The sequence below is a fragment of the Kitasatospora sp. NE20-6 genome (genome assembly GCF_045862635.1).
The window spans coordinates 24,689-49,635 of sequence record NZ_BPRL01000041.1; the positions used below are offsets into that span (position 1 = coordinate 24,689).

Consider the following 24,947-nt stretch of genomic DNA (forward strand, 5'->3'; position numbering starts at 1 on the left):
TGAAAGTCTTTTGCGTTACTTGGTCGATCTTTTGCACTGCCGAGCTGGAATGTTTCTACGAGGTGCCGACTTTGTCAACGGTCCTGACCTGACAGGCGACTTGGCGCTCGCGCTCCCGCGCAGCTGACGGCCCGTCGGACCCGCCCCGCGCGGACCCCGCGTCAACGCGGCGGCAAGGCTCCCGACCTGCACGTACGGCGGGCCGTCAGGGCGCCCGGGGCGCACGGAGCCGGCAGGGCGCTCGGGGCGATCGGAGCGACCGAGGCGATCGGGACGATGACGGCGGACACGCAACCGCCGTGGCGCCCGCGGACGGCGGATCCGCCACGGTTGCACGCGAGTTGATCCGGGGACAGGGCGGCGATGCGCCGCGCCCGGGTCGTCGCCGGAAGCGCCGGAGGCGTCGGAGGTGCCTGAAGCGTCGGAGATGCCGGAGATGCCGGAACCTCGGATCCCGTCCGGGTTCTTCTCCGGGAGGTGGGAGATGGGAGCTGGAAGGCGGGCCGTGGCCGGCCGTCGACGGGTCGACCCCCTGCCCGTCCGTGCGCGGCCCCGCGGAAGACGGCACGCGGGGACACGCGGGACTCCGCACCGCGCGGGGGTCTTCACCGCGCAGGGCCGGAGCCGCCGGGCCCGGGGCGAGCCCCGGGCACGGACGGGAGGATCAGCCCTCGACGACGCCGGAGGTGCCGACCTTGATGGTGGCCGAGGTCTTGCCGGACTGCGAACCGAGCGACTCGATCTTCTTGACGAGCTCGCTGCCCTCGACGACCTCGCCGAAGACGACGTGCTTGCCGTCGAGCCACGGGGTGGCGACGGTGGTGATGAAGAACTGCGAGCCGTTGGTGTTGCGGCCGGCGTTCGCCATCGACAGCAGGTACGGACGGTCGTGCTTCAGCTGGAAGTTCTCGTCCTTGAACTTCTCGCCGAAGATGCTCTTGCCGCCCGTGCCGTCGCCACGGGTGAAGTCACCGCCCTGCAGCATGAAGGCGGGGATGACGCGGTGGAAGGGCGAGCCTGCGTAGCCGAAGCCGTGCTGGCCGGTGGCGAGCTCGCGGAAGTTCCGGGCGGTGTCGGGTACGACCTCGTCGAAGAGCTTGAAGACGATGCGACCGGCGGCCTCGCCGTTGATGGTGATGTCGAAGTAGACGTTGCTCATGACCCCATCCTGTCACTTCCGGCGGCCCGGGCCGAACCCGGCCGGCCCGGGCCGCCGCACGGCGGACCCCCGGCGGCGTGGCGTGCGGCGCCGCTCACACCGCCACCGGGCGTCGCGCCAGGTACTTGCCGGCCTCCCAGAGCACCAGCAGCACCACGGCGGCGAGCACGGCCCAGCCGAACTGCTGGACGGTCAGCCGGGTCGTGCCCAGGATGTGGCGGAGCGCGTCCATCTGGGTCACCAGCACGGCCAGCACGAACTCGCCGAGGGCCGCCCGGTTCATCTGCTTGCTGTCGAAGGTCGTCGGCGTCAGCGCCGACGCGGTGTCGCTGCGGCACTCGAACGCGGCCACGATCAGGCAGAGCGCGAACGCCGTGAACGCGATCGAGTTGCCCACCGGGGCACTGTCGTAGCGCCACTCGCCCAGCTTGATCAGACCGATCAGGAGGGCCGTCACGACGATCCCGCTCAGCGCGACGGTGGTCACGACCGGCCTCGTCAGGACGGACTCGCCGCGCGGGCGCGGAGTGCGCCGCATGAGGCCCGGGCTCTCCTGGTCGAAGCCGAGCGCGAAGCCGAACGGCGCGTTCACCACGAAGTGGATCCACAGCACCTGCGGCGGCGTGAAGGGCTCGCCCGCCGCGATGTTGAGAATCGTCGCGCCCAGGAAGGTCAGCACGAACGTGACCAGCAGCAACAGGACGAACCGGATGTACTTGGTGAGGTTGTCGTAGAGCTTCCGGCCCTCCGCCACGGCGTAGACGATCGTGGCGAAGTTGTCGTCCGAGAGGACCATCCGCGCGGCGTTCTTCGCGACGTCCGTGCCGCTGCCCATGGCGATGCCGATGTCGGCGGCCTTGATGGCGGGCGCGTCGTTGACACCGTCGCCGGTCATCGCCACGACCTCGCCCTTCTTCTTCAGCGTCGCCGCGAGGAGCACCTTGTGCTCGGGGGCGACCCGGCCGACCACCCCGATGCCGTCGATCCGGGCCAGCTGCTCCGCCTCCGACATGGCCGCGAAGTCGGCGCCGAGCACGGCCTCCCCCGGGATGCCGAGCTGACGGGCGATGGCCTCGCCGGTCGTGACGTCGTCGCCGGTCACCATCCGGACCCGGATGTTCGCCGCCTGCGCGCTCTCCACCGCGACCTTCGACTCCGCCCGCGGCGGGTCGACCATGCCGACCAGACTGGTCATCCGCAGGTCGGTGACCAGGGCGAGCAGGTCGCCGTCCGGGTCGAACACGGCCGGGTCCAGGTCCCGGAAGGCCGCGGCCATCACCCGGCGGCCCTCCCCGCCCATCCGCTCGCTCTGCTCCGCGGCGAGCCGGCTCGGCCCGCCCTCCCACGGCACGGTCGCCCCCGCCGCCAGCGCGGTCGTCGCCCGGGCGGTCACCGCGGGGGCCGCACCCTTGACGAAGCAGCGCACCACCGGCCGGCCCGCGTCGTCCACGGCGGAGTTGAAGGTGGCCATCAGCTTGTAGTCGGGGTCGAACGGCAGGGTGGCCAGGCGCGGGAACCGCTCGCGGGTGCCCTCGATGTCCAGGCCGGCCTTGTGGCAGAGCACCAGCAGCGCACCCTCGGTGGGATCGCCGACGACCCGGCCGTCCACCAGCTTCGTGTCGCTCGCGATCAGGTACGGTAGCACCGCGTCCTCGATGCCGCCCGCGGTGCCCGCCGCGTGGTGGACCTTGCCGTCCAGGCCGTAGCCGGTGCCGGAGACGGTGTACCGGTCCGTGGGGCTCAGCACCTCCACCACGGTCACCTGGTTCATCGTCAGGGTGCCGGTCTTGTCGGAGTTGATCGCCGAGGTGAACCCCAGCGTCTCGACGGAGGGCAGCTCCTTGACGATCGCGTTCCGCTTCGCCAGGTTGAGGCTGCCGAACGAGAGGATCACCTGCGTGACGGTGGGCAGCGCCTCCGGGATGGCGGCGATGGCCAGCGACACCGCGCTGACGAACAGGGCGTCCCAGGCCTGCCCGCGGGACCGGCCGAGGACGAACATCACGACCATGGTCAGTCCGGCCGCCCCGGCGATCCACAGGGTCAGGGTGTTGAGCTCGCGGGTGAGCGGCGACTCCTCCTTCTCGGTGGCCGACAGCATCCCCGCGATCCGGCCCAGCTCGGTGCCGGAGCCGGTGGCGGTGACGACCAGCACCGCGCTGCCGTGGGTGACCGGCGTGTTCATGAACGCCATGTTCGACTGGTCGCCGGGCCCCAGGTCCGAACCGGTCAGCGTGGCGGCGTCCTTCGCGGCCGGGACGCTCTCCCCGGTCAGCGCCGACTCGTCGATCTGCAGGGCGCTCGCCGAGACGATCCGCCCGTCCGCGGGCACCTGGTCGCCGGCGGCGACCAGCACCACGTCGCCCACCACCAGCTGCTCCGCCGGGATCTCCGACTCGACGCCGTCGCGCCGCACCCGGGCGGTCGCCTTCATCATCGACCTGAGCGCGTTCATCGCGCTCTCCGCCTTGCCCTCCTGACGCAGCCCGACCACCGCGTTGAGCAGGGTCAGCAGGACGAGCAGGATCCCGGTGCTCCACTGCCCGATCGCCATCGACACGACGGCCGCGGCCACCAGGATGATCTGCATGTAGCTGCGGTACTGCTCCAGGAAGCGCCGCCAGCCCGGCGGCGGCTCCTCCTCCGGCAGCACGTTCGGCCCGTCCGCCGCCAGCAGCTCGGCGGCCCGTGCGGCGGACAGCCCGACGGCCGGGTCGACGCCCAGCCGCGCGGCGACGTCCTCCGGGGTCCGCGTGCACCAGGCCTCCCGGGCGGGCTGCCGGCCCGCCGTGTCCGGTTCCGCCGTCATTCGAGTACCTCCGCCGTCCGTCACCGGCGCCGCCGGCTCTCCGGGTGGCCGGCCGCGTACGGGTCGGCCGCGGCGCCCTCGGGCGCCTGCTTCTCGAGTTCGTGCCGGGCCGCCCGCAGTTCCTTGCGCGCCCGCTCGTCGACCGTCGGGTACTGCGGGTCGATCGTCATCAGCGTGCGGGCCAGGATCGCCGCGGCGCCGATCCGCGCGAACCACTTGCGGTCCGCGGGCACGACGTACCACGGCGCCCACGCGGTGCTGGTCTCCGACAGCATCTCGGAGAACGCCTCCTGGTAGTCGTCCCAGCGCCGCCGTTCGTGGATGTCGGCCGCGGAGAACTTCCAGTTCTTCTCCGGCAGGTCGAGCCGCTTCATGAAGCGGGTGCGCTGCTCCTCCCGCGACAGGTTCAGGAAGATCTTGACCACCGCGAACCCGTTGTCGGTGAGGTGGCGCTCCCAGGCGTTGATCTCCCGGTACCGGCGCTTCCAGATCCCGGGCCCCCGGTTCTCCGGGGGCAGCCGCTGCCGGTCGAGGTTCTCGGGGTGCACCCGCACCACCAGCACCTCCTCGTAGTGCGAGCGGTTGAAGATCCCGATCTCGCCGCGGGCCGGCACCCGGCAGGCGTACCGCCACAGGTAGTCGTGGTCGAGCTCCTCGGCGGACGGCACCTTGAAACTGCTCACGTGGACGCCCTGCGGGTTCACCCCGCTCATCACGTGACGGATCGTGCCGTCCTTGCCGCCGGCGTCGATGGCCTGGAGGCAGAGCAGCACCCCGTGGGTGTCCTGCGCGGCCAGCCGGGCCTGGTACTCGGCGAGCAGCGCGACGCCGGTCTGCAGGAGTTCGGCGCTGTCACGCTTCCTCAGGTCGCCCCGGTACCGGGGGTCGAAATCCCGCTCCAGGTCCACCGTCGAGCCGGGCTCCACGCGCAGCGGCCGGATGAACTTCTCCAGCCGTCGGGCCTGCTTGTCCGCCATCGCCGACCACGTCCTCTCGCACCGCACCGCACCGCGGCCCGCCCGGACATCCAGGGGGACACGGCGCCGGCCGCAGGCCGTCCGGGGCCGGGGCGCGGCCCGTCGCGGACGGCCGCGTGGTACCCGCTACGGTCCGCCCGGCCGGCACGGCCGTCAAACGGACCGGGCCGCCGACCGGTCCGCCGCAGCGCCCGCGCAACCCGCGGAACGGCCCGGGAAGGCCGCCGGTGCCGGGGGCGACCGCTCCGGGCCCGACACCCGAACAGCCCAGTCCGCGGAACCCGTGCCGGACTCCGTCCCCGGAGCGGGCGTCATGACCCGGGCAGGCCCGGCGGCGCAGGCGGCACGGCTGCCGGAGGCCGTGCCGTCCGGTGCGGCACCGCCCCGCCGCCGCCGTCGCCGTCGCCGTGCACGTCCCCGACGGCGGGCGGCCGCCGGGGACGGCTCCTACGGTGGACGAAGTGTCCGGCGCCGACGGACGGGCCCTGCTGGCCCCCGGCGCCGGCAGCCTGCTACCAGGAGGTCGTTCGACATGTCCACCGCATCTGAAACCCCTGTCCTGGACACCCTCGCCGCCATGACCGTCGACTCGATCGAGCGGTGCGGGCTGTCCCCGGACATGCTCATCCTGACCCGGATCGCCGCGCTCGCCGCCTCGGACGCCCCGCCGATCTCCTACCTCGCCCACATCGACCCCGCCCTCCGGGCCGGCCTGACCTCGGCGCAGCTGCAGGACGTCCTGGTGGCCGTCGCCCCCATCGTCGGCACCGCGCGGGTCATGACGGCCGCCGGCAACATCGCCGCCGCACTCGGCATCGCGATCGCCGTCGCCGACGCGGAGACCGAGGCCGAGGTCGAGGCCCAGGGCTGACACGCCAGGCCCCCTCGGGGGCCGCTCCGCACCACGGTGGCGGGGGGGGCCGGGCGGGGGGGGCAGGCCCCCCCCCCCCCCCCGCCCCGGGCGCCCCCCCCCCCCCGGGGGGGGGGGGCGGGCCGCGGGCCCCCCCCCCCCCCCGCCACCGCGTGCCCGTGTCACCGCGTCCCCGCCGCCACCGCGTGCCCGTGCCGTCCGGCCGGTGCGGTCAGTGCCCCAGGGCCCGGGCGAGCTGCTGCTTGTTCATCGTGGAACGGCCCCTGACGTTGCGTCGCCCGGCCTCGTCGTCGAGCTGCTCGTAGGTCGGACCCTGCCCCCCGGAGTGCGAGCGCAGGCCTCCCCGGCGGCCGGAGGAGATGTCCTCGACGGAGCTGCGGCTCGCGGTCCGCGACTCGCCCTGCCGGGCCCGCTCCTTGTCGACGGTCCGGGCGGCGATCTCCCCGGCCCGCTGCTCGCTCTCCCCCCGGTCGAGGGCGCCGTCCTTCGCCAGGGCGAGCTCGAATCCCGACACCGACTCCACTCCTTCCGTCCCGGATCGGATCCGGCGGGCCCGGCCGGGAGTCTCCCGCTGCCGGCCCGCGACCGCGTCCACCCGCACGCACGCTCCGGACACCGGCCGGAGCGGTACGGGACGGACGCATGCCGCGGACGCGCGTCCGGTCGGGCGGCTGCCCGTGCCCGTCTCAGGTCGGCGACGGCCGGCCGGGCCCGCCCGCGGCGCCGTGCGGACCGGTCACCGGGATCTCGGCCCAGACGGTCTTCCCACCCGGGAGCGGCATCGTGCCCCAGTGGTCGGTGAGCGCGCCGATGATGTGCAGGCCGCGCCCCCCGGTACGGGACGCACCGCGGTGCCGGTACGGCACCGGACGGGCCGTGCTCCGGTCGGTGACGGCGATCCGCAGCAGGCCGTGGCAGTGGTCGAGGTCGAGGCTCCGCGGCCCGGCCGCGTGCTCGATGGCGTTCGTGACCAGCTCCGCGGTCACCAGGACCGCATCGTGCGCGGTGGTGCTCGTCCCCTCCGAGGCAGGGGGCAGGTGCCACTCGGCCAGCGTCTCCCGGACGAAGTCGAGAGCGGCGGGCAGGTGCTGGGGCCCGGCACGCTGCGGAAAGCTGAGGCTGCGGTGCAGCGGGGCCGTGGCGACGGGACTGTTCATGGCGTTCCCCGGGCGGCCGACGACGGTGATCTCCCTCAGAGGGCCTTCCCGCCCCGCGGGCCTCCCACACAGCACGGGCGGAATTCGTCGAGGTCGCGGCGGCGGAGCGCCCGGACACGCCCGAACACGCCCGCCACCTGCGCACGCGGGCCTCCCCTGCACGGACGCCCGAGGCGACGTAGCGTCTCCGGAAGGCGCCGCGCGTGCGGCGCCGACCGTGGGAGCGGCACTGCGGAGGCGGGCGGATGGGCGGACCGGCACAGGGCACCGAGGGTTCCCCCGCGGACGGCGGTGCCGCAGCCCGCAGCGGTGCCGACCGTGCCGACGGGACGCTCGGCGCGGTGCTGGCCGCCGCCCTGGAGGCCTCGCACCAGGCCGCGCCGGAGGACCTGCCCCGGCTGGTGGACGCGTGGGGCCGGGCACTGGGCCTGACCGGCGCCGAGGTGTTCCTCGCGGACCTGCAGCAGCGGATGCTGGTGCCCCTGCCGGCCCCGGAGCAGCGGGTGCCGACGGAGGCGATGGACGTGGACGGCACGCTCGCCGGCCACGCCTACCGCACCGAGCGGGCCCGGATCGCCCCCGGGCCGCCCCGGACGGGCTGGATCCCGCTCGTCGACGGCATCGAACGCATCGGCGTGCTCCGCGTCGGCTTCACCGGGCCCGCCGGGACGCCGACCGGCACCCCGGTCGGCCTGCTGCGGGAACGCGCACGCGCCCTCGCCTCCCTGGTGACACTGATCCTGGTCTCCAAGGGCACCATCGGCGACGTCATCGTCCGCACCGTCCGCACCCGCCCGATGACCCTGCAGGCCGAACTGCTCTGGGCGTTCGTACCGCCCCGCACCATCGGCACCCGCCACGTCACCTCCAGCGCGGTGCTGGAACCCGCCTACGACGTGGCCGGCGACGCCTTCGACCACACCCTGGCCGGCGACACGCTCCACCTGGCCGTCGTCGACGCCATGGGACACGACCTCGCCTCCGGCGGTGCCAGCGCCGCCGCCCTCGCCGCCTGCCGCTCCACCCGGCGGGCGGACGGCTCGCTCGCCGACATCACCGAGGCGATCGACACCACCCTCACCCGCTGGATCCCCGACCGGCTGCTCACCGCCGTCCTCGCCGACCTCGACACCATCACCGGCCGGCTCACCTGGGTCAACTGCGGCCACCCGCCGCCGCTGCTGATCAGGGAGGGCCGCGTCGTCCCCGGCGCGCTGGAACGCGCCGCCCACCTGCCGCTCGGCATCGGCGAGCACCGTCCTGCACCCGTCCACCGTGCGCGGCTCCAGCCCGGCGACCGGGTCCTGATCCACACCGACGGCGTCACCGAGGCCCGGTCCGCCGCGGGAGACCTCTTCGGCGAACAGCGCCTCGTCGACAGTGTCGTCCGGACGACCGCGGCAGGCGATCCCGCCCCCGAGGCGCTGCGCCGCCTCGTGCACGCCCTTCTCACCCATCGCGACCACCGGTTGCAGGACGACGCGACCGTCCTCCTCGTCGAGTGGCACCCCGACCGTGAGCCCTGAGCCCTGAGCCGTGCCACTTCCGGGCGGCCGGCCGGCGAGCGCGCTGAACTCCCCGGTCAGCGAAGGGAGGTGCGGCCCGTGGGCGCCGCGATGCGGACCCGCTTCGCAGGGGGTGCGCTCTCGATGTCGTCGAGCTGCGCACGGATCGTGCTGCGCAGGTCGTCGTCGTCCTCGAAGACGTGGTCGTTGAACAGCGTGTAGCCCGTCCACATGAGGTTGGCGCAGACCCGCGCCGGCACCCGGCCCGTCCGGGCGCCCATGCCGACCAGGGCCACCGACCCGATGCTGCCCGGCACCTGCCGGTTCTGCCGGTGGATCGCCTGGAACGCGGCGGCGCACGCCAGGGCCACGTTCAGGGTCTCGCTCACGTTCTGCGAGGACTCCTGCATCGTCGGGGCCGAGATCAGGAACCTCGGCGTCACGGCTCCGGACGGGACGCACACGGCGCTTCCCACCGGGAGCCGTCCTGCGTACCGGTCGCGAATCGCCCGCTGCACCCGCAGCTGGATGCCTGCTCCGAGGTGCCGCTTGACGACCGCGTCGACCCCGCCGTCCATCCGGCCACGGGAGTTGGTCGGGCTGACCCAGGCGTCGACGTCCTCGTCGAGGATGGAGCCCCGGCGGATCTCGATGCCGGGAGTGTCGGCGAACGCCGCCCGCCAGGCCTCCACCACCGGTGCGTCGATGTCGGTCAGCACCACTCTGAGCGGCGGCTGCACGCGGTCTTCGGTCATGGTCCACTCCGATCGGGGAACTGTCTCCTTGCCGATCACGAAGCTATCGCTGCCCGCTGACAGTGCGTCCGCCGTCCGGCGGGCCCGTTCCGGGAGGGTCTCCGGACGGCCGGTCCGGGCCGCCGGTTGTCACACGAGGCCGGTATTCCTGTGGGTACCGCCGGACGATCGGCCGTCCGGCGGTCATGCCCTTCCCCGCACGGTTCGACATCCCGGAGCCCCTCCACCATGAGCGATGCCAGCACCCCCGCCACGCCCGACCCGAACGACCCGCTCGCGCTCGCGGAACTCTTCGCGGGCGGCGGTGAACCGTGGCTCCCGCTGCTGAAGCCGGTCATCGAGGCGCAGCCGGACGCGGCCTCGTTCATCGGCCCGGGCCGCGGCCCGTCGGTCGTCCCCGTCCGCGAGTTGACGTTCCAGGCGCTCAAGCCCCATGCGCCGCACCGGTGGAAGGTCGTCGTCTTCGGCCAGAACCCGTACCCGCGGCCGGAGAGCGCCACCGGCATCGCCATGTTCGACAACACCTTCCACGACTGGAAGGACAGCCAGTTCGGCAGGGTCGTCAGCATCCGCTGCATCATCAAGGCGGCGGCGATGTGGAAGTACGGCATCCCCAGGAAGACCCCGATCGCCGACGTGCGTGCGCTGCTGAAGAAGCAGGACACCGTGCAGCCGCCGGAGTGGTTCCAGGCGATGCTGACGCAGGGCGTGCTGCTGCTCAACGCGGCACTCACCGCCGACAGCGACGGGGCGGTGGGGCCTGACCGGCACACCGCGTTCTGGCGGCCGGTCGCCGAGCGGATCGTCGAGGAGATCCTCAGGGCCAAGCAGGACGCCGACGAGGAGGACCGCGGTGTCGTCTTCGCCTGGTGGGGTGCGCACGCGCGCAGCCTGAAGGCGGTCGTCCTCCGGCTCCAGAAGAAGTACCCGGACGTCGAGGTCCGGCACATCGACCACCCCAACCCCGCGGCGCAGGGCGACGTCTTCTGCGAGGGCGACCACTTCGGGACGGTGAACGCGGCCCTCGCCTCGCTGGGCGCCGACGAGATCGACTGGCTGCCGAGCGCGGGGTGGAACGCACGCGCGGCGGAGAGCGGCGGGGCGGGCGACGGGACCGCCGAACGGATGGGCGCGTTCATCGCGTCCACCATGGAGTTGCACCAGCTCTACCTCGAACGGCTCGCGAGCGTCAAGGACGAGGGGCTCGTCCTCCCGCCGATCACCGGGGTGTTCGACACCGAGCTCATGGACTTCCGCGCCGCGGTCTCGCCGGTCGCCGAACTGCTGCCCGGCCTGGGCCGGCACGTCGACCGGTCGCACGAGTTCGGCAAGCGGCGCGCGGACGAGACGCCCGGCGGCCTGTCCGCCGACGCGATCGCCGCCCTCTTCCTCTACACCTGCGAGTCCGCGTTCTACCGGGAGATCAACGCCGTCCTGCGCTCCCCGGACCGGACCAGGGTCGTTCCCTACCTCCCGTACCTGCGGCTGCTGTTCGCGGCGGTGTCGCAGCTTCCCGCCCGGACGGAGCCGCTGTGGCGCGGGGTCTCGCTGGACCTGCGGGCGCAGTACCCGCTCGGGCGGACGGTCACCTGGTGGGGCGTGTCCTCGTGCACGTCCGAGCCCGGGGTGGCCCGGTCGTTCCTCGGCAGCCGCGGCCGGCGGACGTTCTTCGAGGTGCGTCCCCTCCGGGCCACGGGCATCCGGGACTTCTCCGCGTTCACCGGCGAGGAGGAGTTCATCCTGCTGCCCGGAACGCAGCTGAAGGTGACGGACGTCCGGAGCGAGCGCGGCGGCCTGTGCACCGTGACGCTGACGGAGGTGGAGGAACAGGCCGTCGTGTCCTGAGCGGATGCCGGCCGGACCTGCCGGCCGCGCTGCAGCGCCGGACGGCCGCCCGCATGCGTGCGGGCGGCCGTCCGGGGTGTCACGGCCGGTGTGCCTAGTGCCAGTTGCTGATCTGGACGTCGTGCGGCGAGGGCTCGCCCTTGCCGGTCTCGACCAGCTTCTTGAGGCTCATCAGGTAGATCGCCCACTTGGTGCTGCAGTGGTACATGAACTCCACCGGCTCCCGCCAGCCCTCGTGCCGGAACAGGACGATCGTGTAGTCGTCCTCCTGCTTCAGCTCGAAGCCGACCTGCGTGCCGATCCACTCCTCGGGGCCCTCGACGACCTCCCAGAGCACGCGCTCCGAGGGCTCGGTCTCCAGCACCTTCATGTCGAACCCGCCGGGCAGGAAGCGGAAGCGGACGACGCCCCCGGGGCTCGCGTCGCCGTCCGTGTCCTCAGTCCACCAGCCCGCCAGGCCTTCGACGGTCGTCAGGGCCGCGTAGACGTTCTCGGGGGACGATGTGATGCCGATCCTGTGCAGGATGTCCACCATCTCGGTACCTCTCCCTGGTGCAGGCGCCCGCAGACGGGCGCGGTTCGCCGGAGCCACCACGGTGGTGGCACCGTTCCGTTCGGTCGTTCGGTCGTTCGGTCGTTCGGTCGTTCGGTCGTTCGCGACGTGGGACGTGTGACGTGCAGGGTGTGGCGTGGGACGTGCGGGGTGCGGGGTCAGCCCTCCTCGCGGCGCTGGATCGCCTCGGCGATCCGCTTGATGCGGTGCAGCCGGGCGTCCCAGGCGGCGCCGACCGACGACAGCTGGGCGACCGCGCGGGCGAGTTGGGTCTCGTCGACCTCGTAGCGGCGCTCGCGGCCGGACGGTGTGTCGTGGACCAGCCCCACCCGGTCGAGGACGCCGAGGTGTTTGGCGACCGCCTGCCGGGTGACCGGCAGTTGCTCGCTCAGCGTGGTCGCCGTCCCGCCGCCGCCGGCCAGCAGCAGGTCGAGCATCCGCCGCCGTATGGGATCCCCCACGGCGGACCAGAGTTCGTCGTCGACGGTGACGCTCACGGCGTCGACACCAGCCGTGCGACGTACGTGACGAGGCGGGGCAGGAAGAAGTCCCAGCCGTTGACGTGGTCGCGGTACTGCTCCTCCAGGACGGCCGCCTCCCAGCCCTTCTCCCGGAACCCCTGCTCGGTGAAGCGCAGCAGCGTGCCGGCGCCCGACGGGACCAGGTCGAAGGTCACCAGGAGGGAGTTGGCCGGCGTCGCGGCCTCGTCCCGGTCGTGGATCCACCGGAAGGAGAACCGCCGGGGAGGGTCGGCCTCGATCACGGTGAGCGGTACGACGTTCGCGTCCGGCGCGGACCGGTCGCCGAAGGCGACGACTCCGGTGGCGCCGGGCACGGGCTTGAACTCCGCCTCGTCCGGCCACCATTCCTGCAGGTGTTCGGGGGTGCTGACCACCTCGTAGACCACCTCGGGTGTGGCGTCGATGTGGATCTCCCGTTCGATGCTGCCGTACTCCATCGTGCCCCGCCGTCCTCTCGCAACCTTTGGTTGCGTATTACGGTAGCCCGCTCCCCGGCCATGTGCAACCTTTGGTTGCTCAAGGGAGAGTGGGTCGGGCGGGCGTGTCGGGACGGCGGTGCAGGCGGGAGGCCGCCGCGGGCCCGGCCGGGCGCCGTGAAGTCCCCCGCCCGCTGCCGCGGCGCTGCGGCGGGGGCCGGCGCCGGGCGGGCGGTTCCTACCGGTCGCTGCGCGGCTGCAGCGCGTCGACGACGAGGTCGAGCAGCCGTGCGGTCCGCCCGGTGGCACCGTCGGCGGCCGTCGACAGCGCGACCCCGAGCAGCATCGCGGTGACGTCGGCGGGGTCGACGTCGCCGCGCAGCGAGCCCGCCTTTGCGCCCGCCGCGAGGATCGTCGCGATCTCGGCGGTGATGCGCTCCCGGGTGGGCGGCGTGATCCGCCCCGCGGCCCAGCCGGTGCGGAGGGTGTCGATCATCCCGTGCTTCGCCACGGCGAAACGGGCGTACCGGCCCATCCACGCGCGCAGTGCCTCCTCGGGCGGGAGCTCCGCCAGCAGGCCGTGCGCGCTGGTGGTGACCTCGGTGAGTTCGACGGCGTAGACCGCCTCGACGAGCGCCTCGCGCGTGGGGAAGTGGCGGTACAGGGTACCGATGCCGACTCCGGCCTCGCGGGCGATGTTCTCCAGCGGGACGGTGTCGTCGGCGGCGGTGAAGGAGGCCCGTGCGACGGCGACGAGCCTGTCGCGGTTGCGTCGCGCGTCGGCGCGCAGCGGGCGTTCGGCGGGGGAGGGCGTGCCTGCGGGGGAGCCCTCCGGCGCGCCTGCGGCTGTGCCCGCGGGTGCGCTCCCGGGGGTGCGGTCGGGAGCGCAGTCGGGGATGCGGTCGGTGGTACGGCCGGGGGCGCCGTCGGGGTCGCCTGTGGGGGTCGGGTCCGGGAGAGTCAAAGCGGAGGCACCTCCGGTAGTGCTACAGTCGAAAGGCGGAGGCTCCTCCGCTTCTCTCATCCTCCCATACGGCAGGAGATCTGCGATGCCCACCCGAACCCGCTCCCCCCGCACCACGGCCACCGGTGTCCCGCGCCCCGGAGGCCACGGCCTCCTCGGCGACCGCACCGTCTCCCGCGTCGGCTACGGCGCGATGCAGCTCGCCCGCCTGCACGACGACCGCGGCGCAGCCGTCGCGCTCGTCCGCCGCGCGGTCGAACTCGGCGTCGACCACATCGACACCGCCCAGTTCTACGGCGGCGGCCTCGTCAACGACCTCCTCCGCGAGGCGCTCCGCCCCGAGGACGACGTCCTCGTCGTGAGCAAGGTCGGTGCGGAGCCCGACCCGGCCGGCCCCCACCCGTTCCGCCCCGCGCAGCGCCCCGAGCAGCTGCGGGCAGGCGTCGAGGCCAACCTCCGCGGCCTCGGCGTCGACCGGATCCCGGTCGTGAACCTGCGCCGCCTCGACACCGGCCCCGGCCTGCGGGCCGAGGGCGACCAGGCGGTGGACCTCGACGACCAGCTCGCGGTCATGACCGCGATGCGCGACGAGGGCAAGATCGGCGCGATCGGCCTGAGCAGCGTCACCCTCGACGGTCTGCGCCGGGCCCTGCCGGCGGGCATCGTGTGCGTGCAGAACGCCTACAGCCTCGTGGCCCGCGACGACGAGGACATGCTCCGGCTGTGCGCCGCCGAGGGCATCGCCTGGGTGCCGTACTTCCCCCTCGGCAGCGCCGTACCCGGCCTGCCCAAGGTGACCGACGAGCCGGCGGTCCGCGCCGCGGCGGAATCCCTGGGCTGCGCACCGTCGCAGATCGGCCTCGCCTGGCTGCTCCGGCACGACCCGAACGTCCTCCTCATCCCCGGCACCGTGACCCCCGACCACCTGGAGGCGAACGTCGCCGCCGGCACGGTCACCCTCGACGACGCGACGCTCGCCGCGCTCGACGCCGTCCCGTCCCGCCCGGCTGTCATCGCCCGCGGCTGACCCGCCGGGGCACGCCGCCGCACGACCCGGGCCGCCGCACGACCCGCGCCCTCACGCGACCCGGGCCGCCGCACGACCCGGACCGTCGGGCCGCACCACCGAACCTCCACGGACGCGAGGCCACCATGACCCTGAACGCCGCCGAGCGCCGCCGCACGAGCGAGGAGTTGAAGCACGGCCTCGCCCTGTCCGGCCTGACGCCGCAGCAGGCGGCGCAGGAACTGGACTTCACGCCCGAGCGGCTGCAGGCCGCCCTCGACGTCGAACCCGGCGCCGGCCCGGTCGACGTGTGGCACCTGCGCGACCACCTCGAACTGGCCGTGCGCGACGCCGGCCGCGAGCCCGTCGCCCACACCGTGCTGACCGGAGGGGCCCGCAGGCTCGCCCTCGCGTGGTTCCCGCTGCGCGAAGCGGTCCGCCCTCCGTCCACCCGGCTCTGACCTGTACCGGGAGGCGCCCCGCCGTACCGGCGAGGGACCCCGCCCGGGGACTCCGCACGCCCGCACCCGACCGAAAGGCAGCCCCGTGCCCGACGCACGCGACATCCACCTCCGGTTCAGGACGCTCGCCGTCCTGCCGATCGTGCTGTTCCTCCCCACCCTCGTGTCCTTCGCCGTCGCCGAGCACGGCGTCGTCTGGCCCGAGTACACCGGCGTGCTCTTCCACCTCGCGATCCTCTTCCTGATCGCACGGATGGAGGCGCCGGTCTGGGCCAAGGCGGCCGGCTACAGCTGGATCACGCTCGACGTCCTCACCGGCATCCTCGCCATCAACGGCGTCGCCCACGACCTCACCTGGCCGATCCGGCTGGGAGGCCACGTCTTCGCCGGCATCTGGATCGCCGTCAGCTCCGCCTTCGCGCACCGGCCGGTCATCCGCATCCTCGGCGCCCTCACCGGTGTGTGGCTCGCCGGCTACTCCTTCGTCGGCAACGTCGCGCCCGAAGAGGCGCTGTATCCCGCAGGCCTGCTCATCGTCGTCTGGTTCGGCGCCCTCGCCCTGCGGTACGAGTCCACCGTCCGGCCGCCGGACACCGCCGCGGACCTCCACCTGCTCGACGCCCGCCGGATCCCCGACCACCCGTAGGCCCACGTCCCCGCCCGCAGTCCCCCGGCCCGCCGTCCGCGCCGCCCGCTCCCCGTCCGTCCGTCCCGCGGCAACGCCGGTACCCTGAGCCGGATCCGGACCCCATCGAGAGGCGGACCGACCCCATGCGCCTCGTCTTCGACGGCCACGTCATCGAATGGCGTGGGCCCTCCCCGTACTACTTCGTCCCCGTGCCGGAGGAGCAGTCCGCGGACATCCGCGAGGTGGCGTCGGGGGCCACGTACGGCTGGGGCGTCGTGCCGGTCGAGGCCCGCATCGCCGGGAACGTCTTCACCACGTCCCTCATCCCGAGGGACGGCGGCTACCTGCTGCCGATCAAGAACGCCGTGCGCAAGCCGCTGGAACTCCTGCCGGGCGACGAGGTCGCCGTGGAGGTGACCGTCCGCCTCCAGGCCGTGCCCGGCGAATGACCGGCGGGCGGGTCCGCGCGGGTGGCCGACCGCCGGAGGTCCCACGGGCTCGGCGGTCCCCCGGCGTCGGCGGTCGGCGGCCCGGTCACGGCGCGCGGGGTGCGGATCCCCTCCGGACCCCGTCCGCCTGCGGCAGCAGGAGCGCTGTCCGCTCCTGCGCCGTGTCCGTCAACTCACCCCGAACCGCCGCACGATCAGCCGTCCGCGTGCTCGTGCGCGGTGCCGGACCCGCACGCGGGGTCCGGCACGAATCGGCTCAGGCGGTACCCCGACGGGTACGTCACGCGGCCGCACAGCGTGTCGATCCGGATCATCGACGCGTCGACCCCGGCCTCCTGCAGGCGCCGCGCGTGGGCGCGCAGCTCCGCAGCGTCCCCGGTCTCCAGGAGCACTTCCCACCGTCCCGTGCCCGGCGCGGTGCGGGCAGCGGACCGCTGCCTCTCGGCCTCGTGCCGCCCCTGTCCTGGCATCGGCTCAGAATTCCCGGTCGGAGCCGCAGGGGCAAGACCGTCAGACCTTGTCGTCGTACGCCACGGTGACGGGCGCGTGGTCGGACCAGCGTTCGTCGTGGGTCGTGGCGCGCTCGGTCTCCGCCCAGAGGGCCCGTGCGGCCAGGCCGGGCGACGCGCACTGCAGGTCGATGCGCCAGCGGAACGACGCGTTTTCCAAAAGAGTCCACCCGGTCGAGTGGGGGTGGTTCGTATGCGTCTGCTGGCCTGGGCGGTAGGGGGCTACCCGTGGGCAGTATGACGACTGTGGTGCCGGTTCGGGCGGTGGTTGGTTCGCGTGTCTCCGACACGCACGGGGACGAGGGCAAGGTGTCGCACCTGATCCAAGCGGAGTCCGCCGCCCGGCATGCGCTCGCGAAGGAGTGGGAGATCGTCGGGTCGTTCGAGGACCTGGACGTCTCCGCGGAGGTCACGCCGTGGAAGCGGCCGGATCTGGGGCCGTGGCTCACCGATCGGCAGGGCGAGTGGGACGCGATGGTGTGGGCCAAGGTGGACCGGGCGTTCCGGTCGGCGAAGGACTGCGCGGACGTGGCGCACTGGGCGGAGGAGAACCACAAGGTCCTGGTGTTCACCGACGACGGGATCACGCTGGACTACCGGAAGGGCCGCGAGTCGTCGTTCGGGAACGAGCTGGCGAAGGTGTTCCTGATGCTGGCGTCGATCTTCGCGGAGATGGAGCTCAAGCGGATCAAGGCTCGGGTGGCCGGCGCGCACCGGCATCTGCGCAAGACGGACCGGTGGGCGGGCGGCCAGCCGCCGTACGGATTCCGGATCGTGGACCGGCCCGGCGGCGGTCGGACGCTGGAGCCGGACCCGGTCACCTTGGAGGCCGTCCGCTACATGGGCAAGCTGCTCTTGGAGGGGCAGAGCCAGTGGATGATCGGCGCAGCGCTGGAAGCGGCCGGCTTCGACACCCCCGCCACCCACGTCTGGAAGAACCAGGGTGAGACGTACTCGAGCAAGCGCAAGACGCCACCGTCGAACCACTGGAACGCCTCTAGCGTCGGCAAGATCCTGCGCTCGCCGGCGACGATGGGCCTCAAACTCGTTGGGCGCTCCGTGAAGGCCCGCAAGCTCGCCCGTGACGCGAAGGGCCTGCCGATCCGGATCGCCAAGCCCCTCTTCACCGAGGAGGAGTGGGCCGCGATCCAGGCCGCGATGAACGAGCGGTCGGTGACTAGGGAACGCTCCAACGGGGCGGCACCATGGTTGGGCGTGGTGCACTGCGATCGCTGCGGGGACCGGCTCTACCGGCAGGAGAACCACGCCCGCAACGGCCGCATCTACGAGTACTACCGGTGCGTGCGGAAGACCGGCAAGCCCGCCTGCCGAGGACAGTCCGTCAAGGGGGAGCGGGTCACCGCAGCGGTCGTCGCACTGGTCGACCGCCTCGCCGGCCTGCCGATGACGGTCCGGAAGTTCATCCCCGGCGAGGACCACACCGAGCAGCTGAATCACGTCGCCCAGGCGATGAAGGATCTCAGGGAGGAGAAGCGCCGCGGCCTGTTTGACTATCCCGGCGGCGACGACGAGTACTCCGAGGCCCTCGAGGTCCTCGTCGACGAACGCCGCCGCCTGGCCGCCCTGCCACAACGCCCCGCGGCCTGGATCGACGTCGAAACCGGTCAGACCTTCGCCGACGCGTGGACCCAGGCCGACCAGGAACACCGCCGCCAGTTGCTGATCGGCCTCAAAGCCAGGGTCTACATGACGCCGGCCACCGAGGGTTGGCACCTACCAACTAGCCTTTCGAGGCAGCTCGAGTAGGACGAGCCGCCCCGGCGCCCGCCGTCGTTAACCAAGGGCACTACCTGCAGTACCGCGGCCAGAGCTATATGGGGTGCGCGGTAGAGGACGCCTGCAACAGGGCGACCGTGGTGCGATTCGTGTCCTGGCGCGGACTGCGGAACCCTCGCAGCGATTGCGGCAGTCCGCGCCTTCGCTACCTCGAACGCGTCACCTTGGCCGGCCGGGCGCCGCCGGATTCGGTATGCGCCAATTGAAGACCCACACCCCTTGGGAGTGAGTGGCTCCGAGGACCCGCCCCGCGTTCCGGAGCCAAGGGTTCGCCTTCTGAAACGGCGCGAAGTTGTCATTTGAGATGATGACCCCATTGACCTCGTCGGCGATGCTGATCACCAGCGCGTCGCCGCGGCCCTCGGTCCCGGCGGGGGGTTGCACAACCTTCCCATCAGCGATGGCAGCCTCCACCAGGAGACGCTCTTCGGCGGACACATCGTGGCGCAGCGTGGCGTCGACCACAATATGAATGTCGCGGTCGGGATGCTTGAACCGCAGTGATCGGATCGCCGCCTCCAGTGCCGCGAAGCTCGGTTTGCCACCCGCCGTGCGCGGAGGCCGACCGTTCCAAGCAAGGTTAGAGCCGTCCACGATGAGCGGCGGCGCCTCGGCGCTCGTGTGGGCTGAACTGGGTGCGGAATGCGGCGGGGCGGGCTTAGGTGCCCCATTCCTCTGGCCGCTGGGCTGGGCTTGCTTCGGGTGAGTCGGCGTGGCGGCGGGCCGGGCAGCCGGGGCGAGGGTGAGTAGGCGGTCGAGTTCCTTCTTTACCTCCGGCAGGACGTTCCCGTCCCCGAACACCTTCACTTCTCCGTCGAGGACGACCTCTCCGGTCTTCTGAAGGGTCGCCTTGACGGTCAGCAGTCCTTCCTTGCTGTAGGTGTACTCCAGATCGAAGACCCTATCCTCGCCTGTGCACGGCCGGGGGTACGTGAGGACGAGGTCAGCCAGTTTGACGTTGTCCGGGTGGTCTACATCGCGGTCCGGGTCTCCCTCCCAGACCTCCACGGTCAGGCGGGAGACGTTGTCCTTGTGCGGCTCGTATGACTTCATGCGCTGCTGGGGCAGGCGCATGTTCCGGTCGATGAGGGCGCTGAATCCTCGCCGGCCCTCGCGGTCCTTGGTGATCGTGCCGAGGGCGTGTGTGTTGACCACACGGATGATGCTGTTCAGCTCGCCGTCCATGGCCGCCGCGCTGATCGCGGCTCCTTCGGCCACCGCAGTCATGGGGTCGCACAGTGCGGTGTCGACGAGTTCGCAGTCGAGTGCTTCGGAGACCGCGGTGCGTACCGCTGGGATCTGACTGCTGCCGCCGATCATCAGTACGGCAGTGAGATCCCGGGGGTCGATCCGGGCCTGCTCCAGGCATTCTTCCACGGGATCGAGCGCACGGCTGATGAGGTCCTGGATGGCCTCGGCGAACTCGTTTTGTCCGATCTCGACGAGGGCCCCGTCAGGCGTCTGGACGCCGACCGACTCTTGATGGGAGAGCAGGATCTTGGCCCGCTCAATGTCAAGGGCGAACATCCGCTTCTCTGAATCGCTCCAGCGCCCGCGAGCGGGCGCCCGGTCGAGGACCATGCTGCGCAGCCGAGCGTCGATTTCCAGGCCGCCGAGGCGGCTCACTCCTCGGCTCGCCTTTTCGTCGAAGAAGCCGTCGTCGTGCAGGAGCAGGGTGGCGTCCATCGTGCCGCCGCCCCAGTCGAAGACCAGGAACTCGCCGTCGACCTCCATCTCGTGGGCGTAAGCGATCGCAGCTGCCGTCGGTTCGTTCAGCAGCGTGCGGACCGTGATTCCGGCGGCACGGGCTGCCTCGCGCGTACGGAACCGGGCCGCGCCGGTCGCGTTGGCGGGCACCGTGACGACGGCCTCGCGGATCTCCGTGGCGGCTTCCTCCTCGGCGGCCCTGGCGATGGCGTGGAAGACGCCGGCCGCGGCGGTGGTCGCAGCGAACCGTTCACCGCCCAGCTTGACGAACGGTTCCTCCCGTAGCATCCGCTTGCACGCCTCGACGGCCTGCTCAGAACGGAGTTTCGCCTCCCAACCGAATAGCGTGCCCGGCCGCAGGGAACTCGTGCCGACAACCGACGGGTAGAGCAGCTCGAAGCCCCTGCGCCTCCAGTTGGCGTCCAGGCCTTGCCCACCGATCTCCAGCAATTCGACGTACTCGCCGTTCCACTGTGCGGCGACAGAGTTGGTAGTCCCGAAGTCAATTCCGGCTGCCGTCATGCTTCCTCCCCCCACCCCGTAGAAGCGGGGCCGGCGACGCGCCGGAGTTGTCCCGCAAGAATGACTTTCCCTGTCAACTCGTCGACGTATGCCGGACTCAGCAACTCGAGGGCGTCTCCCGCGCCCTCCGTCACTACGAACCGGTCGCTTGCTTCTGGTTCCGTGACTCGCAGCAGCCGCAGTTCTCGCAGATGTGCGCTCATCGCACTCTCGACCACCTCGCGGCTGTCACCGGCGCGGGACCGAAGCAGCGCGTCGATTTCGGCGAGGCGTCCGGCAAACTGGGCGCGCGTACGGAATTCGTCCAGCACCGCCTTGCGCACGGCCGCGGCAAGCACCCCAGACGGCGGCACCTCGTCGGACCCGGCAGCTTCCAGCGCCTCCGGGACGCGTTCCACAACTCCCTTGATCACTGTCATCGCGTCGATCGGGTCGGGACGGACGGGAGAATCACCAGCGCTCGTCCGCACCGACTCGGCCGAGGGCTGGGAGCCCCGATTCCTGTGACGCCTCAGGCCCCCAGGTTTATGGGGTGGCTCCGAACTCCTCGCACCGGTCGGTACCCGGCCGCAGGCTGGGCAGCGGAGGCGGAGGCGCTCGCTCCGGGGAGACTTCTCATTCTTTGCAGACATCAGGCTCGGCTCTGCTTCGTTCGGGTAGGGGCGTTGAACCAGGAAGCGGACGTCGCAGCGGTCATCGCGGGGAACTGTGGCGGTCGAGATGGGGGGCAGTAGTCCGGAAGTCGTCGAGGAGTTCGACGGCGGCGCGGGCACGGATGGCCTCCAACTCGTCGGCACTTGTCATCGGGGTTCGGCGGGGCAGGGATTCCACCGGAGGCACAAGATGTCGCGGCACCTGAAAGGGCATGACGTACCGCGGCGGGTCAAGTGGCAACCGGTAGAAGACATCCCAGCCCGCCTCTTCGCGCAGCGCGCCACGAATACGGTCCTCGGCCAAGTTCAGAGCGGACTGGGCCTTGGCATCTCCCTCGTGGTGACGGAATATCTCCCGGCAACGTTCCTCCCAACCGTCGGCACCGTGATCCAGACCGATGTCAAGGAACGGATTGCTGAACGGGCTGCGGTCGTTCCGCTTCGTCTCTCTCCACGCGCGCAGGAGCCGGAGGTTCCGTTCGGCTGCGGCACCGTGCTGCGCCGCAGCCTTCTCGGCGTGTTCTTCGGCGGAGTCGAGCAGTTTCTTCCGTGCTACAGCCGACTCGAGCGTCTCGCTCTGTCGCACGGCCGCGTACGCGGCGATGGCATGCCCCTCCTGGACCAGCTCTGCGGGGACCTTGCGGCCGTTACCGCCGCGGGTGAGGGAATGCGCCTGAAGTGCCGCCGCCTCCGTCTCGCCGGCCCTGATCAGGTTGTAAGCCCGGTTCGCGCCGACGAGTGCGTAGAAGGGACTACGTCCGGCGTCGATGAGCTCCTGTGGCTTCCACAGAGTTGCCATCAGGCGCCAGAGCCCGCGGTCCTCACCCATGCTCAGCGGCCATTGACCGGCCACAGCGCCCGACTTGAGATCGCGCAATTCGATCTGCTGGGCTCGGGGCAGAGCCGCGTCAAGCGCATCGAGAGCGGTTGTGTCTCCGTCCAGTACGACGTCGTACAGGAGGTCCCACAGATCGTCCGGTTCCTGCCGGATGAGCGTCTCGCCGCTCATGAAGGCCTGTCGGCGTAGATAGGCCTGCCAGCCGAGCCGTCGCGCCTCCTCATCGGTAGTCTTCTCCGGTACGAGGCGCGCACGCAGATAGAGACTCTCCTGGTCATCGCGTGATTGCCAGGGCACGTCCTCGGCCAGGAGACCACCACGGTCTACCAGATCGTCGATGACGGTCAGCGGAGCCCAGGCGAGAAGCCCGTCCAGGAAGCGGTTGGGGATGGGGATCGCGCCACGGGTGGCCGCGGTCGCAAAGAGGGAGTATGCGGGGCCGCCTGTCACTGATAGGGCACGCTTGCCGACGAGGTCCAGGCCGGGCGCTGTCGAACACAGCAATCGGCACCGTTCCAGGCCCGCCTCGTTGATCCAGCGCACTCCGGTGCCCCAGAGGTTGCGTATGTGGCCGAGGACCGACGCAGCCGACAGGTGGCTCAGCCCGGTCTGGACCGCAGGCAACAAGACCTCGCGGTCAGGATCCCCTCCGAGCGCCCGCGTGAGTACTGCCCTGTCCGTTTCGAGTATACCGGCGAGCGCCACTATCTCCGAAAGCATTGCCAGCACGGCTTCGACGGCCTCGCTGCCCCCGACACCGAGCCAACGCCACTTGCGCAGGACGAAACCGCTCACACCCGAGGGACTCTGCCCCTCCCGGCGTTCATTTGCCCGTGTCAGGCGCTCTCGTTCTACGGCCTTCGCCGCTTGCCGGGCAGCGACCGGGTCCGTCATCTCGTGCACAGCCGACAGGCTACCCGGGCGGCCTGACAATCCATCTGGTCTCGTATGTATCGTGACCTTGACGAGAGGTGGTTCGGGATCGCTGGCAGAGCGCCGTGGAGCAGGGTCATTCGGCGGCGCGGGCGGCTGCGTTGGCCAGCAGGAGGTCGAGCCACCGACCCATTGGAAGATGGCCCGCTCGACCTCGCCGCAGTCCCGCCACGGTCCCTGATACTCGGCCAACTCGGCTTTGAACGTGCCGTTCAGGGCCTCAGTTATCGCGTTGTGTACGAGTCGGCGACGGAGCCTACGGATGCCGAGGCGCCGGTCTCGGACAATCGCTCTGTGTAGAATGAACAGATACTGGGCGAGTTCAACCGGTCGTTGCAACACCGGTCTGTTGCAGCGAGCGTAGCTGTTCCTCGAAGACCTCGGCTGGTGTCCGCCAACCGAGCACTTTGCGGGGCCGGTTGTTGATCGCCGTGGCGACCGCTTCGAGGTCTTCGGCTGACCAACGGGACAGGTCGGTCCCCTTCGGGAAGTACTGACGCAGCAGCCCGTTGGTGTTCTCATTCGTCGGTCGTTGCCAAGGCGAGTGCGGATCGGCGAAGAACACCTTCGTCCCGGTATCGAGAGCGAACTGGGCATGGCCGGAGAGTTCCTTCCCGCGGTCCCAGGTGAGGGTCTTGCGTAGTTGCTCGGGCAGCTGCGTCATTGATGTGGTGAGCGCCGTGTTCATCGCGATCGCGCCATAGCCCCCGAGCGAGGTGCCGTTCTTCACCGGCGGGTTCTCGCCCCAGCCTTCGAGCCGGGGCAGGTGCACCAGGAGCGTGGAGCGGCTGCTGCGCTCGACGAGCGTGCCGATCGCGGAGCGGCCCGCCCCGATGATCAAGTCGCCTTCCCAGTGTCCGGGAACCGCGCGGTCCCCGGCCTCGGCGGGGCGTTCGCCGAGGACGACGTCCGCGGTTACATGCCCTTGCGGCTTGTTCTGCGACCGCGCCCGGGGAGTCCGCAGTGCCCGGCCGGTACGCAGACACGTGACCAGCTCCCGCTTGAGCGCACCACGGCCCTCGATGAACAGCGCCTGGTAGATCGCCTCGTGGCTGATGCGCATGGACTCATCATCGGGGAAGTCGACGCGAAGCCGACGCGAAATCTGCTCCGGGCTCCATGCCGTCGCCCATCTTCTGTCCTGCCGGTGCGGCTTGTTCAGCCCCTTCCACGCGGACGTCGTAGGCCCGGTGACGATCGTGCCGTCGGAACGACGGACATTGCCGGCGAGCCGCTCCTGTACGTATTCACACAGCCTGTCGTTGCCTGCGAGCTTGGCCGCCTTCGGGCGCTTCGCGGCCTGCTGGGCCTTCCACTGGGCGACCGTGGCCCGGTACTCCTGCTTCCCGCCGCGGGTGGCGGCGTTGCGGCGCAACTCGCGCGAGATCGTCCCCGGGTCACGTCCGATCGCGCGGGCGATCTCTCGCGCGCCCTTGTCCTGGGCACGCAGGATCGCGATCTCCTCGCGCTCCTCGAAGGACAGGTAGCGGCCGGTGGGCTCGGCCAGAGAGATCGGCGGCATCCCGCCAGCGTGACGGAACCACCGAGAGCCGACCGGCCACGACACCCCGACCGCCAGCGATGCCTCAGCCGTCGTGACGCCCGTGGCGATCAGCCGCCAGAACTGCCGCTGCACCACCCGCGACGGATCAGGCCGGCCAGGCGAACGCATCGCCGGCCTCAGTGCCCGGTCAGCACGCCACTGCCGCCGAAACCCCTCGGGCACATCGCTGGCCTTCCGGCTCCAGTCCCCTGTAACGATCTTGAACACCTCCGAAATCAAGGTGTTGCGACAACCGATTGAATCCGCCCTGCGACCCACGGTCGCTGTGATGAATGAGGCTGGCGCGCCCTTCTTGATCTTCTGCCGCCGCAGCGCCATCTCGAGCGCCTCCAGCGGCGGGTCGGTGCA

General features: G+C 71.5%; 23 protein-coding genes and 1 pseudogene. 8 read left to right on the top strand and 16 right to left on the bottom strand.

Annotation, left to right across the window (positions count from 1 at the left end; translation table 11 throughout):
- Positions 1 to 664: 664 nt before the first annotated feature.
- The 3 genes from SNE206_RS25955 to SNE206_RS25965 all read right to left on the bottom strand — a co-directional run bounded on the left by SNE206_RS25955 (position 665) and on the right by SNE206_RS25965 (position 4,945).
- Positions 665 to 1,159 carry a peptidylprolyl isomerase gene (locus SNE206_RS25955; protein WP_407915909.1) on the bottom strand — a complete coding sequence of 165 codons (495 nt, stop codon included), beginning with the start codon at positions 1,157 to 1,159 and terminating at the stop codon, positions 665 to 667.
- A gap of 94 nt (positions 1,160 to 1,253) precedes the next feature.
- The gene (locus tag SNE206_RS25960) at positions 1,254 to 3,968 is read right to left on the bottom strand and encodes a cation-translocating P-type ATPase (protein ID WP_407915910.1); all 2,715 of its coding nucleotides are present in this window, start codon (positions 3,966 to 3,968) and stop codon (positions 1,254 to 1,256) included.
- A gap of 20 nt (positions 3,969 to 3,988) precedes the next feature.
- Positions 3,989 to 4,945 (bottom strand): polyphosphate kinase 2 family protein, encoded by a 957-nt coding sequence (locus SNE206_RS25965; RefSeq protein WP_407915911.1) that lies wholly within the window; start codon positions 4,943 to 4,945, stop codon positions 3,989 to 3,991.
- Positions 4,946 to 5,477: 532 nt separating this feature from the next.
- On the opposite strand from SNE206_RS25965, the gene SNE206_RS25970 reads away from it, so the two are divergent.
- Positions 5,478 to 5,816: a carboxymuconolactone decarboxylase family protein gene (locus SNE206_RS25970; RefSeq protein ID WP_407915912.1), complete on the top strand. Its 339-nt coding sequence runs from the start codon at positions 5,478 to 5,480 to the stop codon at positions 5,814 to 5,816.
- Positions 5,817 to 6,027: 211 nt separating this feature from the next.
- On the opposite strand, the gene SNE206_RS25975 is transcribed toward SNE206_RS25970, so the two are convergent.
- Both SNE206_RS25975 and SNE206_RS25980 read right to left on the bottom strand, forming a co-directional pair.
- Positions 6,028 to 6,330, bottom strand: coding sequence for a plasmid stabilization protein (locus tag SNE206_RS25975; protein ID WP_407915913.1), 303 nt, complete (start codon positions 6,328 to 6,330; stop codon positions 6,028 to 6,030).
- Between the two features lie 172 nt (positions 6,331 to 6,502).
- Positions 6,503 to 6,973: an ATP-binding protein gene (locus tag SNE206_RS25980; RefSeq protein WP_407915914.1), complete on the bottom strand. Its 471-nt coding sequence runs from the start codon at positions 6,971 to 6,973 to the stop codon at positions 6,503 to 6,505.
- Between the two features lie 245 nt (positions 6,974 to 7,218).
- On the opposite strand from SNE206_RS25980, the gene SNE206_RS25985 reads away from it, so the two are divergent.
- On the top strand, positions 7,219 to 8,499 hold the full coding sequence (locus SNE206_RS25985) for a PP2C family protein-serine/threonine phosphatase (RefSeq protein WP_407915915.1): 1,281 nt from the start codon (positions 7,219 to 7,221) through the stop codon (positions 8,497 to 8,499).
- A gap of 56 nt (positions 8,500 to 8,555) precedes the next feature.
- Here SNE206_RS25985 and SNE206_RS25990 read toward each other — a convergent pair whose 3' ends face one another.
- The gene (locus tag SNE206_RS25990; RefSeq protein ID WP_407915916.1) at positions 8,556 to 9,233 is read right to left on the bottom strand and encodes a macro domain-containing protein; all 678 of its coding nucleotides are present in this window, start codon (positions 9,231 to 9,233) and stop codon (positions 8,556 to 8,558) included.
- Positions 9,234 to 9,461: 228 nt separating this feature from the next.
- Between SNE206_RS25990 and SNE206_RS25995 the strand changes: the two genes are divergently transcribed.
- Positions 9,462 to 11,078 carry an ADP-ribosyltransferase domain-containing protein gene (locus SNE206_RS25995; RefSeq protein ID WP_407915917.1) on the top strand — a complete coding sequence of 539 codons (1,617 nt, stop codon included), beginning with the start codon at positions 9,462 to 9,464 and terminating at the stop codon, positions 11,076 to 11,078.
- Positions 11,079 to 11,172: 94 nt separating this feature from the next.
- Here the strand turns inward: SNE206_RS25995 and SNE206_RS26000 are convergent, their stop codons facing one another.
- The 4 genes from SNE206_RS26000 to SNE206_RS26015 all read right to left on the bottom strand — a co-directional run bounded on the left by SNE206_RS26000 (position 11,173) and on the right by SNE206_RS26015 (position 13,358).
- Positions 11,173 to 11,613, bottom strand: coding sequence for an SRPBCC family protein (locus tag SNE206_RS26000; RefSeq protein WP_407915918.1), 441 nt, complete (start codon positions 11,611 to 11,613; stop codon positions 11,173 to 11,175).
- A gap of 176 nt (positions 11,614 to 11,789) precedes the next feature.
- Positions 11,790 to 12,128 carry an ArsR/SmtB family transcription factor gene (locus tag SNE206_RS26005; RefSeq protein WP_407915919.1) on the bottom strand — a complete coding sequence of 113 codons (339 nt, stop codon included), beginning with the start codon at positions 12,126 to 12,128 and terminating at the stop codon, positions 11,790 to 11,792.
- Positions 12,125 to 12,589, bottom strand: a complete 465-nt coding sequence (locus tag SNE206_RS26010; RefSeq protein ID WP_407915920.1) for an SRPBCC family protein — start codon at positions 12,587 to 12,589, stop codon at positions 12,125 to 12,127. The genes SNE206_RS26005 and SNE206_RS26010 overlap by 4 nt, the downstream gene beginning before the upstream one ends.
- 217 nt (positions 12,590 to 12,806) lie before the next feature.
- Positions 12,807 to 13,358, bottom strand: coding sequence for a TetR/AcrR family transcriptional regulator (locus SNE206_RS26015; RefSeq protein ID WP_407915956.1), 552 nt, complete (start codon positions 13,356 to 13,358; stop codon positions 12,807 to 12,809).
- A gap of 259 nt (positions 13,359 to 13,617) precedes the next feature.
- On the opposite strand from SNE206_RS26015, the gene SNE206_RS26020 reads away from it, so the two are divergent.
- The 4 genes from SNE206_RS26020 (at position 13,618) to SNE206_RS26035 (ending at position 16,076) form a co-directional block, all read left to right on the top strand.
- On the top strand, positions 13,618 to 14,559 hold the full coding sequence (locus SNE206_RS26020) for an aldo/keto reductase (protein WP_407915921.1): 942 nt from the start codon (positions 13,618 to 13,620) through the stop codon (positions 14,557 to 14,559).
- A gap of 125 nt (positions 14,560 to 14,684) precedes the next feature.
- A complete protein-coding gene (locus SNE206_RS26025; protein ID WP_407915922.1) occupies positions 14,685 to 14,999 on the top strand; it encodes a DUF2316 family protein in 315 nt (104 codons plus the stop codon).
- A gap of 85 nt (positions 15,000 to 15,084) precedes the next feature.
- Entirely contained in the window at positions 15,085 to 15,645 is a 561-nt protein-coding gene (locus SNE206_RS26030; protein WP_407915923.1) for a hypothetical protein, read from the top strand.
- A 125-nt stretch (positions 15,646 to 15,770) separates the two neighbouring features.
- Complete coding sequence (locus tag SNE206_RS26035; RefSeq protein ID WP_407915924.1) at positions 15,771 to 16,076, top strand: DUF1905 domain-containing protein; 306 nt, start codon at positions 15,771 to 15,773, stop codon at positions 16,074 to 16,076.
- Between the two features lie 194 nt (positions 16,077 to 16,270).
- Here SNE206_RS26035 and SNE206_RS26040 read toward each other — a convergent pair whose 3' ends face one another.
- Positions 16,271 to 16,468, bottom strand: a complete 198-nt coding sequence (locus SNE206_RS26040; RefSeq protein ID WP_407915925.1) for a hypothetical protein — start codon at positions 16,466 to 16,468, stop codon at positions 16,271 to 16,273.
- Between the two features lie 118 nt (positions 16,469 to 16,586).
- Positions 16,587 to 16,724 (bottom strand): annotated as a pseudogene (locus tag SNE206_RS26045) (exodeoxyribonuclease III); the annotation flags it as partial.
- 125 nt (positions 16,725 to 16,849) lie between these two features.
- Between SNE206_RS26045 and SNE206_RS26050 the strand changes: the two are divergent.
- Positions 16,850 to 18,352: a recombinase family protein gene (locus SNE206_RS26050; RefSeq protein ID WP_407915926.1), complete on the top strand. Its 1,503-nt coding sequence runs from the start codon at positions 16,850 to 16,852 to the stop codon at positions 18,350 to 18,352.
- Between the two features lie 189 nt (positions 18,353 to 18,541).
- Here the strand turns inward: SNE206_RS26050 and SNE206_RS26055 are convergent, their stop codons facing one another.
- From SNE206_RS26055 to SNE206_RS26070, 4 genes are all read right to left on the bottom strand, one after another.
- Complete coding sequence (locus SNE206_RS26055; RefSeq protein WP_407915927.1) at positions 18,542 to 20,611, bottom strand: Hsp70 family protein; 2,070 nt, start codon at positions 20,609 to 20,611, stop codon at positions 18,542 to 18,544.
- The gene (locus tag SNE206_RS26060; protein WP_407915928.1) at positions 20,608 to 21,030 is read right to left on the bottom strand and encodes a hypothetical protein; all 423 of its coding nucleotides are present in this window, start codon (positions 21,028 to 21,030) and stop codon (positions 20,608 to 20,610) included. The genes SNE206_RS26055 and SNE206_RS26060 overlap by 4 nt, the downstream gene beginning before the upstream one ends.
- A gap of 274 nt (positions 21,031 to 21,304) precedes the next feature.
- On the bottom strand, positions 21,305 to 22,996 hold the full coding sequence (locus tag SNE206_RS26065; protein WP_407915957.1) for a hypothetical protein: 1,692 nt from the start codon (positions 22,994 to 22,996) through the stop codon (positions 21,305 to 21,307).
- Positions 22,997 to 23,357: 361 nt separating this feature from the next.
- Positions 23,358 to 24,557 (bottom strand): IS30 family transposase, encoded by a 1,200-nt coding sequence (locus tag SNE206_RS26070; protein WP_407915958.1) that lies wholly within the window; start codon positions 24,555 to 24,557, stop codon positions 23,358 to 23,360.
- Between the last annotated feature and the right edge of the window lie 390 nt (positions 24,558 to 24,947).